10 protein-coding genes and 2 pseudogenes are annotated in these 9,635 nt (G+C 65.8%); 8 read left to right on the forward strand and 4 right to left on the reverse strand.

Annotated features, from left to right (window positions below; all coding sequences use genetic code 11):
* The 3 genes and pseudogenes from Q8N40_RS20985 to Q8N40_RS20995 form a co-directional block, all read left to right on the forward strand.
* Nucleotides 1–191, forward strand: a pseudogene (locus Q8N40_RS20985) (hypothetical protein); the annotation flags it as partial.
* On the forward strand, nucleotides 188–2,227 hold the full coding sequence (locus Q8N40_RS20990) for a 4Fe-4S binding protein (protein ID WP_305713155.1): 2,040 nt from the start codon (nucleotides 188–190) through the stop codon (nucleotides 2,225–2,227). The pseudogene Q8N40_RS20985 and the gene Q8N40_RS20990, both read left to right, overlap by 4 nt.
* Nucleotides 2,228–2,236: 9 nt before the next feature.
* A complete protein-coding gene (locus tag Q8N40_RS20995) occupies nucleotides 2,237–3,088 on the forward strand; it encodes an Mrp/NBP35 family ATP-binding protein (RefSeq protein WP_305713156.1) in 852 nt (283 codons plus the stop codon).
* Between the two features lie 7 nt (nucleotides 3,089–3,095).
* Here Q8N40_RS20995 and Q8N40_RS21000 read toward each other — a convergent pair whose 3' ends face one another.
* Nucleotides 3,096–3,389: a hypothetical protein gene (locus Q8N40_RS21000; RefSeq protein WP_305319856.1), complete on the reverse strand. Its 294-nt coding sequence runs from the start codon at nucleotides 3,387–3,389 to the stop codon at nucleotides 3,096–3,098.
* Nucleotides 3,390–3,952: 563 nt separating this feature from the next.
* Nucleotides 3,953–4,918 (reverse strand): glyoxylate/hydroxypyruvate reductase A, encoded by a 966-nt coding sequence (locus tag Q8N40_RS21005; protein WP_305713157.1) that lies wholly within the window; start codon nucleotides 4,916–4,918, stop codon nucleotides 3,953–3,955.
* A 130-nt stretch (nucleotides 4,919–5,048) separates the two neighbouring features.
* Between Q8N40_RS21005 and Q8N40_RS21010 the strand changes: the two genes are divergently transcribed.
* From Q8N40_RS21010 to Q8N40_RS21025, 4 genes are read left to right on the forward strand one after another with little or no spacing between them, the layout of a single operon-like run.
* Complete coding sequence (locus tag Q8N40_RS21010; protein WP_305713158.1) at nucleotides 5,049–5,417, forward strand: YciI family protein; 369 nt, start codon at nucleotides 5,049–5,051, stop codon at nucleotides 5,415–5,417.
* The gene (locus Q8N40_RS21015; protein WP_305713159.1) at nucleotides 5,414–6,673 is read left to right on the forward strand and encodes an RNA polymerase sigma factor; all 1,260 of its coding nucleotides are present in this window, start codon (nucleotides 5,414–5,416) and stop codon (nucleotides 6,671–6,673) included. The genes Q8N40_RS21010 and Q8N40_RS21015 overlap by 4 nt, the downstream gene beginning before the upstream one ends.
* Before the next feature lie 36 nt (nucleotides 6,674–6,709).
* A complete protein-coding gene (locus tag Q8N40_RS21020; RefSeq protein ID WP_305319852.1) occupies nucleotides 6,710–7,246 on the forward strand; it encodes an SRPBCC family protein in 537 nt (178 codons plus the stop codon).
* A 36-nt stretch (nucleotides 7,247–7,282) separates the two neighbouring features.
* Nucleotides 7,283–7,693 carry a VOC family protein gene (locus Q8N40_RS21025; protein ID WP_305713160.1) on the forward strand — a complete coding sequence of 137 codons (411 nt, stop codon included), beginning with the start codon at nucleotides 7,283–7,285 and terminating at the stop codon, nucleotides 7,691–7,693.
* A gap of 156 nt (nucleotides 7,694–7,849) precedes the next feature.
* Here Q8N40_RS21025 and Q8N40_RS21030 read toward each other — a convergent pair whose 3' ends face one another.
* Nucleotides 7,850–8,638 (reverse strand): SDR family NAD(P)-dependent oxidoreductase, encoded by a 789-nt coding sequence (locus tag Q8N40_RS21030; RefSeq protein WP_305713161.1) that lies wholly within the window; start codon nucleotides 8,636–8,638, stop codon nucleotides 7,850–7,852.
* A gap of 135 nt (nucleotides 8,639–8,773) precedes the next feature.
* Here Q8N40_RS21030 and Q8N40_RS21035 point away from each other — a divergent pair, with 135 nt between their 5' ends.
* Nucleotides 8,774–9,157, forward strand: a complete 384-nt coding sequence (locus Q8N40_RS21035) for a cupin domain-containing protein (protein ID WP_305319849.1) — start codon at nucleotides 8,774–8,776, stop codon at nucleotides 9,155–9,157.
* A gap of 96 nt (nucleotides 9,158–9,253) precedes the next feature.
* On the opposite strand, the pseudogene Q8N40_RS26735 reads toward Q8N40_RS21035, so the two are convergent.
* Nucleotides 9,254–9,635, reverse strand: a pseudogene (locus Q8N40_RS26735) (hypothetical protein); the annotation flags it as partial.

A 9,635-nucleotide genomic window follows, 5' to 3' on the forward strand; every position in this document is an offset into this window, starting at 1 on the left:
AGCCCGACCCGCTGCCGCTGGAGCTGGCGCGCAAACTCACCAGCGCACAGTTCATGAAGGTGTTTGATGCACCCGAGCAGGCACCCGAACAGGTGCCGCCGCAAGCGCCTGCAAACCCGCCCGAACCAGCGGTGGCCGAAGACCTTTCGCCACCCACCGAACCGACCGAGCCCAACGAGCCCACCGCATGACCACGCTGATCTGCAACTGCAACCGCACCATGCCGCTGGACGTGCCCGCCCTGGGCCGCGCCCTGGGCGAAACATTGACCGAACACACGACGCTGTGCCGGCGCGAGGCACCCGCCTTCCAGCAGGCCGCCCGCAGCGGTGACGACCTGGTGGTGGCCTGCACCCAGGAAAGCCGCTTGTTCGTCGAGCTGGCCGAACAGACCGAAGGCAGCGCCTCGCTGGACGTGCGCCCCATCCACTTCGTCAACATCCGCGAAACCGGCGGCTGGTCGAACGATGCGGCTGCCGCAGGCCCGAAAGCCGCGGCGCTGATCGCCGCGGCGCAGGAGGACATGCCGCCGATCTCGCTGGTGACGCTGGAGAGCAGCGGCGTCGCGCTGATCTATGGCCGCGACGAGGTCGCGATCGAAGCCGCGCAGCGGCTGGCCGACCGCCTCGACATCACCGTGCTGCTGAGCAAACCGGGCGACGTGGTCCCGCGCCGCAGCAATGAGTTTCCGGTGCTGAAGGGCACCATCCGCAACGCCAAGGGCCATCTCGGCGCCTTCGAGCTTGCGATCGACGATTATGCGCTGCCGCAGCCGTCGTCGCGCGCAAGACTGGTGTTCGGCGCTTCGCGCAATGGCGCCACCTCGACCTGCGACCTGATCCTCGATCTCTCCGGCGGCGCGCCGTTGTTTCCCGCGCATGAATTGCGTCCGGGCTACCTGCGCGCCGATCCGCGCGACCGCGCCGCGGTCGAACGCGCCATCGCCGAGGCCGGGGGCATGGTCGGCACGTTCGACAAGCCGCGCTTCGTTTCGTTCGAAGCAGCACTCTGCGCCCATTCGCGCTCCGGCATTACCGGCTGCACCCGCTGTCTCGATCTGTGCCCGACCGGCGCGATCGCGCCTGACGGCAATGCGGTCGCGATCGACGCCAATGTCTGCGCCGGCTGCGGCTCCTGTGCTTCGGTGTGCCCGACCGGCGCGGCGTCGTATTCGCTGCCCAGCGCCGACGCGCTGATGCGGCGGCTGCGCGCTTTGCTGCAGACCTTTCACAAGGCCGGCGGCAGCAGGGCCGTCGTGCTGTTCCACGACGGCGAGCATGGCGATGCCATCATCGACGCGCTGGCGCGGTTCGGCGCCGGCCTGCCGGCGAACGTGCTGCCGGTCCGCGTCAACGAAGTGACACAACTCGGGCCCGAAAATATCGCCGCGGTGTTTGCCTATGGCGGCAGCGGTGTCGCCATGCTGACGCGCGCCAAACCGAAGCATGACATTGCCGGGCTGCGGCGCGCGGTCGAGATGTCGGATACCGTCGTCTCGGCGCTCGGGTTCGGCGCCGGCCTGGTGCGGATCCTCGAAACCGACGATCCCGACCAGTTGCGCGTCATGCTGGATGCGCAGCCGGCCGGAATCGCAACGTCAAGACCCGCGAGCTTCGTGCCGCGCGGCGCCAAGCGCGGCGTGCTCGAAACCACGTTTCGCGAGTTGCATCTCGCCGCACCCGCGCCGGTCGATGTCGTGCCGCTGGCGCCGGGCGCGCCGTTCGGCGGCGTCAATCTGAATGTCGAGGGCTGCACGCTCTGCCATGCCTGCGTCACCGCGTGCCCGACGCATGCGCTGTCGGACAATCCCGACCGCGCCATGCTGCGCTTCACCGAAAGCCTCTGCGTGCAATGCGGACTGTGCCAGTCCACCTGTCCGGAAGACGTCATCACGCTGGAGCCGCGGCTCGACTTCAAGGCGTGGAACGCGCCGCTTACCGTGCTGAAGGAAGAAGAGCCGTTCCATTGCATTGCCTGCGACAAACCGTTCGGCACCAAGAGCTCGATCGACCGTGTGCTGGCCAAACTCGGTGAGAAGCACTGGATGTTCCAGGGCGCCAACGCCAAACGCCTCGACGTCATCAGGATGTGCGCGGATTGCCGGGTCGAAGCCGTGGTCAACGAGAGTTTCGATCCGCACGCGGCGCCGCAACGTCCGCCCGTGATGACGACCGAGGATTACCTGCGCGCGCGCGAAGCCAGGAAGGGCGATCCGCTGGATTCGTAAGGAACCGATTTGTCCGCCACCCAACCCACCATGCCGGCCCGCGCGACCTCGAAAGCGTCAGGCATTCCCGGCGTCAGGCACGTCATCGCGGTGGCCTCCGGCAAGGGCGGCGTCGGCAAGTCCACCACCTCCTGCAACCTCGCGCTCGGCTTCGCCGCGCTCGGCCTGAAGGCCGGCATTCTCGACGCCGACATCTACGGGCCTTCGCAGCCGAAACTGTTCGGCCTTCGCGGCAAGCCCCGGCAGATCGGCCCGCGCATGCTGGAGCCGATGGAGCGTTTCGGCGTCAAGGTGATGTCGATCGGTTTTTTGATCGAGGAAGACCTCGCCATGATCTGGCGCGGCCCGATGGTGATCTCGGCGATCACCCAGATGCTGCGCGAGGTGGCGTGGGGCGATCTCGATATCCTGGTGGTGGACCTGCCGCCCGGCACCGGCGATGCGCAGCTCACAATGGCGCAGCAGACCCCGCTGGCCGGTGCGGTGATCGTCTCGACCCCGCAGGACATAGCCCTGATCGACGCCAGGCGCGGCATCGCGATGTTCGAGAAGGTCAACATTCCGCTGTTGGGATTGATCGAGAACATGTCGAGCTTCTGTTGCCCGACCTGCAACCACGTCACCCCGATTTTTGGCCATGGCGGCGCGCGCCAGGAAGCCGAGCGGCGCGGCATTCCGTTTCTCGGCGAGATCCCGCTCGACATGCAGATCCGCCAGACCTCGGACGACGGTCGCCCCGTTGTCGCGACCGAGCCGGATAGTGTTCACGCGCGGCATTACATCGATATTGCCCGCGCAATCTGGACCGCGGTCGCGACCGGCGCGTCGAGCCGGCCGGCGCCGCGCATCGTGATCGAATAGGCGGCTGCTACGACTTCGCCTTGGCGTCCGGCGGGCAATCCTTGCGCACTTCCATCGGTTTGCCGCCGCTTTGCACGGTAGGGGCGGCCGAATTGGTGCCACCTGCGTCGGGCAGGATGGCGCTGTTTCCGATCGCCATCGAGGTGTTGGTCTTGTCCTCGCCGTGGCCCGAGGTCGCGGATCCCGTGGTGGCGCAGTTGGTTTCGCCCTTCTTGGTGTCGCCTGGCGGCGTGGTCTGGGCGAAGGCGGCCCCGGCGGTCATCAGTCCGGCCAGAATGGCGATCGCGGCGCGGTCAATCATTGTCGTCTCCTCCCAGCGAAAATCGCTGCTGAAATCCAATCAGAGGAACGGCTCCCGCTGGCAAAGGTTCCGTCGCCGGCGCAAGGGGAGGGACCGTGGCGTTGTGCCAGCGCGGGAATGATTTCTCATCCCTGTCGGTTCCCGGCTTCCTGGTTCGTCCTGATGGTGTGATCGAGAAAAAGGAATTCAGGAAATGGCCGACCAAGTGCAGATCGTTACGCCGCATCTCGTCGTCAGCGACGCCAATGCGGCGATTGAGTTCTACAAGAAGGCGCTCTGCGTCACCGAAGCGGTACGGATGCCGGCGCCACCGTCACGCTGGCGCCATGGGACTCGTTCTGGGACGCCCGCTACGCCCGCATCATGGACCCGTTCGGGCATAGCTGGAGTTTTGCGCACACGCTGGAGGGGAAGGGATGAGGCAAATTCGGTGTCGTCCCCGCGAACGCGGGGACCCATACGCCGTGCGCTCTCTTTTTTGTGCGGTGGTCGATACCTTCCGTAACCATATCTGCCGGTGGTTATGGGTCCCCGCGTTCGCGGGGACGACCAGAGATCGAGGTCTAATACCCCCGCTTTCGATCCACCACGTTCTCCAGCGCACCGCCCGCTTCAAACCGTTCGATCTGGCGCGCGACATATTTTGAAATTTCGTCGGGATCGGTATCCGCGGCGTTGTGCGGCGTCAGCACCACCTTCGGATGGGTCCAGAACCGGCTGTCGGTTGGCAGCGGTTCATGGCCGAACACATCCAGCGACGCTGCGCCGAGCGTGCCGTCGTCGAGGCAGGCCAGGATATCAGGCTCGTTCTGCAGCCCGCCGCGCCCGGCATTGATCAGCACCGGTGCGCCCATCGGGCCCTTGCGGTTGAGCTTTGCGAACAATCCGCGATTCAGGATCTGCCTTGTTTCCGGCGTCAGCGGCAGCAGGCAGACCAGGATATCGGTCCGCCGCAGGAACGCCTCGAGTTGTCCCTCGCCGTGAAAGCATTCGACGCCCTCGATCTGGCGTGGGCTTCGGCTCCAGCCCGCCACCTGGAAACCTATGCGTCGCAGCACGTCGACAGCATCGGCCCCGAGCGTACCGAGTCCCATGACGCCGACCGAAACGGCATTGGCCGCCCACTGATAGGTCGGCTCCCAGCGCTTCTCGCGCTGGCTGGCGCGCAAATACGGTTCCTGGCGGTGATGCATCAGCGTGTGCAGCACGACATATTCCGTCATGCGGCCGGTGAGGTCGCCGACCGCGACCCGAACCAGCGGCACCTCGGGCAGGCTGGAATCGGCCATCAGCGCATCGACGCCGGCGCCGAGATTGAAAATCACGCGCAGGTTCGCAAACCCCGCGAGTTCGCCCGGCGCGGGCTTCCAGACCGCGGCGTAATGGACCTCGGCGGGATCGAGCGCGGGATCGGGCAGCAGCAACACCCGGCGATCGCCGCAGACGTCGTCGAACCGGCTCTTCCATCGTTCGGGCGACCAGTTTTGAGCCCCGCCATGTATCAGCAGGGCCAGCGCGCCTTTGTTCATCGGATTTTTGCCTCATCGCCACGGAATCGCGGATCACCTTACCGGGGCGAGATGGCTCTGCAAAATATTTCCGCTATCCTGTCGGAAATCTCTGCCACCACTCGTCGTTCAGTCAACGGGACACGCTCACATGCTCTACGCCATTCTCTGCTATCACGACGAGGACGCCGTCGGTTCCTGGAGCAAGGAACAGGACGCCGCCGTCATGACGAAGCTCGCGGTGGTACAGGACAAGCTGACAAGACAGGGCCGGCTCGGCCCGGTGGCGCGGCTGCTGCCAACGACGTCGGCGACCACGTTGCGCAAGGACGATCCGCCGGTGGTGATCGACGGCCCTTTTGCCGAGACCAAGGAACAGTTGCTCGGCTTCTATATCGTCGACTGCCCGAATCTCGACGGCGCGCTCGACGTCGCGCGCGACCTTGCGGCGGTCAATCCCGGCGGCGCCTATGAAATCCGCCCCGTCGGGCTGCTGAATCCCGGGAGCCTTCCGACGTGACCGACACCGCCTGGATCGACGCCGCGCTGACCTCGGCGCGCCCCCAGGCGGTCGGCGCGCTGTTGCGCTATTTCCGCGATCTCGACACCGCCGAGGAGGCGTTCCAGAACGCCTGCCTGCGCGCGCTGAAGAACTGGCCGCAGAACGGCCCGCCGCGCGATCCCGCGGCGTGGCTGATCATGGTCGGCCGCAATGTCGCGATCGACGACATCAGGCGCAACCGCAAGCAGCAGCCGCTGCCCGAGGACGCAGCGATCTCCGATCTCGATGACGCCGAGGAGCGGCTTGCCGAGCGGCTCGACGGCTCGCAGTACCGCGACGACATCCTGCGGCTGTTGTTCATCTGTTGTCATCCCGGGCTGCCGGCGACCCAGCAGATCGCACTGGCGCTGCGCATCGTCTCGGGCCTCACCGTGAAGCAGATCGCGCGCGCCTTCATCGTCTCGGAGGCTGCGATGGAGCAGCGCATCACGCGGGCGAAAGCCAGCGTCGCCGACGCCGGCTTGCCGTTCGAGACCCCGGGCGCGGTGGAGCGCAGCGAGCGGCTCGCCGCGGTGGCGGCGATGATCTATCTGGTCTTCAACGAGGGCTATTCCGCCGGCGGCGACACCGCCGATATCCGCAAGCCGCTGTGCGAGGAAGCGATCCGGCTGGCGCGGCTGCTGCTGCGGCTGTTCCAGAGCGAGCCCGAGATCATGGGGCTGACCGCGCTGTTGCTGCTGCAGCATGCCCGCGCCGCGGCGCGCTTCGACGCCGGGGGCGCCGTGATCCTGCTCGACGACCAGGATCGGTCCCTGTGGAATCAGAAGATGATCGCCGAGGGGCTGGCGCTGATCGACAAGGCGATGCGGCACCGGCAAAGCGGCCCCTATCAGATCCAGGCGGCGATCGCCGCGTTGCATGCCCGCGCCGCCAGGCCTGAAGATACCGACTGGACCCAGATCGACCTGCTCTACGGCGCACTGGAGGTGATGCAGCCGTCGCCGGTGGTGACGCTCAACCGCGCCGTCGCCGTATCCAAGGTGCGCGGCGCCGAGGCGGCACTGGACATGATCGAGCCGCTGGCGTCGCGGCTGTCGAATTATTTTCATTTCTTCGGGGTGCGCGGCGCGTTCCTGATGCAGCTCGGCCGCAGCGACGAGGCCCGCATCGCCTTCGACCGCGCCATCGCGCTCGCCAACACCTCGGCGGAAGCCGCCCACATCCGCATGCATCTCGACCGCCTGATGCGCGACAGCGCCGGCGCAGGGAAGTAGGGCATTGCTGTAGATTCACAGACAGGAGAGTTTGCCATGTTGAATACCATTGCCATCATCGCCGGCGTGCTGGCGAGCGCGATCGCGGTCGTGCTGATCCTCGCCGCGACCAGGCCGGACAGCTTCAGTGTGCAGCGCGCGGCCATCGTCAGTGCGCCGCCGGAAAAGATCTTCCCGCTGATCAACGATTTCCGGCAATGGGGAAACTGGTCGCCCTACGAGCACAAGGATCCCGCGATGAAGCGCACGTTCAGCGGTGCGGTGCGCGGCAAAGGCGCCGTCTACGCGTGGGAGGGCGACAAGAATGTCGGCAAGGGCCGCATGGAAATACTCGAAGCCTCGGCGCCTTCCAAAATTGCCATCAAGCTGGATTTTTTCACGCCGTTCGAGGCCCACAACACCGCCGAGTTCACCATGCTGCCGCACGAGGATGCCACCCGGGTCATCTGGCGCATGCACGGGCCGGCGCCGTTCATGGCCAGGATCATGCACCTGTTCATCAATATCGATAACATGGTCGGCAAGGATTTCGAGGCCGGCCTCGCCAATTTGAAACGGCTGGCCGAAAAGTGACGGACCATCATATCCAAATCATCCCTGGAGTACGCGATGCAGGTCAACCCCTATCTGTTCTTCAACGGCAATTGCGCAGCGGCATTGAAATTCTATCAGAAGGTGCTCGGCGCGAAGATCGAGGCGATCCTGCCCTATTCGACCGGGCCGGCCGACATGCCGGTCCCGCCGGAATGGAAGGACAAGGTCCTGCACGCCAGCATCCTGATCGATGGCGAGGTGATCATGGCGTCCGATGCCACTCCCGGCGATTTCCACCAGCCGCAGGGATTTGCGGTCGCCCTGCAGGTCGACGATCCCGCCGATGCCGAGCGCCGGTTCAAGGCGCTGGCCGAAGGCGGCTCCATCAAGATGGCGTTCGGCAAGACCTTCTTCTCCCGGGGATTCGGCATGTGCATCGACCAGTTCGGCACGCCCTGGATGGTGAACTGCCCGATGGAGGATTAGGTTTTCAGCATTCTCCGCCGTCGTCACCCGCGAAGGCGGGTGATCCAGTATTCCAGAGGTGGCCGTAATTGAACCGAGAGGCCGCGGCGTACTGGATCCTCCGCCTTCGCGGAGGATGACGAGTCGGGGAGGCGGCGGGCTACGCTACTCGAACGCCTACCCGTTCCTTCGCTGGCCGCGCAGTGTCGGCAGGCCGATGCCGGCGGCATCGAAGCCGCCGTCGACCGCGAGGATCTGGCCGGTGATATAGCTGGCGCGGTCGCTGCACAGGAAGAACACCGCTTCGGCGAGTTCTTCCTCGAGGCCGTAGCGGTTGAGCGGGATGGCGTCGTGATAATCCGCGCGGATTTCCGGGGTGTGGACCTGCTTCGCCATCGCGGTATCGACCGGGCCCGGTGCAACGCCGTTGACGCGAATCCCGAGCGAGGCCAGTTCGACCGCGAGTTGTTTTGTCAGATGCGCGAGCCCGGCCTTGCTGGTGCCGTAGGCCGAGCGCAGCGTCGAGGCGCGCACCGCCGAAATCGAGGTGATGTTGACCACCGCGCCGCTGCCGAATTCGCGCATCAGCGGCACCGCCGCCTTGGTGCACATGAAGGGCCCGGTCAGGTTGACTGCCAGCACCCGGTTCCAGTCTTCGTCCGATGTCTCCAGCAGCGGCGCGAACACCGCAATCCCGGCATTGTTGACCAGCGCATCGAGCCGGCCGAACCGCGCGCCGACCTTGGCGACCGCGTCCACCACCGCGCCGGCATCCGAGACGTCGCAAGGCAGCGCCATGGTCGAATCGGGATTCGCCAGGCCCGCGACGGCGCCCTGCAGCAGTGCAGCCTCGATGTCGAGCAGCGCCACGCGCCAGCCCTCGGCAAGAAACCGTTTGGCCACCGCGAGCCCGATGCCGCGGGCGGCGCCGGTGACCAGTGCGACTTTTTGCGGAGCAGGGGCCATCGGTGTTCCATTCGCCAGGGATCAATTCGGCGCCTCTATAACCCATGCCGCAGGCCGTGTCCCCGATCCGCAGCTTGCATGCTGCGTTGCGTCCGGGGCACGCTTCAACCAGCGGCAAAGCGAGAGGGCCAGCCAATGATCGTCATCGACGTCAGGGACATGACGCCCGAGCCATGGCGGCTCGGCGTCGAGACCCGCATGCTTGTCTCGGCCAGCAGCGGGGCTGCGCAATTATGCGTGTTTGAGCAGTGGATCGCACCGGGCGCCGGCGCGCCGACCCATTCGCATCCGGTCGAGGAAGTGCTGACAGTGCGCGAGGGCGAAGCCGAGATGTGGATGGGCGAGCAGCGCCTGACGGTCTATTCCGGCCAGTCGCTGATCGTGCCCGCCGACCGCATGCACGGCTTTCGCAATTCCGGCACCGTGACGCTGCATATCCACGCCGTGCTGGCCGCGCCGTTCTTCGAAGCGAATATCGAGGGCGAGAAGGAGACGGTGCGGAGGTGGAAGGCGACGTGAACGCTGCGACGGTGGTGCCGTCATCCCCGGGATGAACGCAATTGCGTTCACCCGTGAGGTGCGAGCCCACTTGGGCGAGCCTCGAAGGATGAAAGTTCAGCTCGGCTTCGGCCGTCCCGCACGCCGCTGCGACAATCGGCTGACTTCCGTGCAGTCTGGCCGCATCAACGCTTCTTTCTTGGCCCGGAGCCACGGTCCGTTTGCCGTGACCACGACCTTGTCGCCGGCTTCTGGCTGATTCAGGTGAAGTCGAAGGACGATGCGATCGGCTGGATGAAGCGCGCGCCGTTCGACGGCGGTGCCGAGATCGAAATCCGCCAGGTGTTCGATACCGAGAATTTCGGCGAGGCGCTGACGCCCGAGCTGCGCGAGCAGGAGAACCGCCTTCGAGCGCAGGTGGGGAGGAAGTAAGCCGTCGTCTATTCCATCGTCCTGCCGGAACTGCGGAAGGGCAGCGGCCGTTAATGTTTGTGAACGG

The sequence above is a fragment of the Bradyrhizobium sp. genome, assembly GCF_030693485.1.
Lineage (GTDB): Bacteria > Pseudomonadota > Alphaproteobacteria > Rhizobiales > Xanthobacteraceae > Bradyrhizobium.

What these genes read in the sequence shown, in the direction of transcription:
- Q8N40_RS20990 (WP_305713155.1), top strand. Translation starts at nt 188, where the DNA reads ATGACCACGCTGATCTGCAACTGCAACCGCACCATGCCGCTGGACGTG.
- Q8N40_RS21000 (WP_305319856.1), bottom strand. Translation starts at nt 3,389, where the DNA reads ATGATTGACCGCGCCGCGATCGCCATTCTGGCCGGACTGATGACCGCC.
- Q8N40_RS21005 (WP_305713157.1), bottom strand. Translation starts at nt 4,918, where the DNA reads ATGAACAAAGGCGCGCTGGCCCTGCTGATACATGGCGGGGCTCAAAAC.
- Q8N40_RS21010 (WP_305713158.1), top strand. Translation starts at nt 5,049, where the DNA reads ATGCTCTACGCCATTCTCTGCTATCACGACGAGGACGCCGTCGGTTCC.
- Q8N40_RS21020 (WP_305319852.1), top strand. Translation starts at nt 6,710, where the DNA reads ATGTTGAATACCATTGCCATCATCGCCGGCGTGCTGGCGAGCGCGATC.
- Q8N40_RS21025 (WP_305713160.1), top strand. Translation starts at nt 7,283, where the DNA reads ATGCAGGTCAACCCCTATCTGTTCTTCAACGGCAATTGCGCAGCGGCA.
- Q8N40_RS21030 (WP_305713161.1), bottom strand. Translation starts at nt 8,638, where the DNA reads ATGGCCCCTGCTCCGCAAAAAGTCGCACTGGTCACCGGCGCCGCCCGC.
- Q8N40_RS21035 (WP_305319849.1), top strand. Translation starts at nt 8,774, where the DNA reads ATGATCGTCATCGACGTCAGGGACATGACGCCCGAGCCATGGCGGCTC.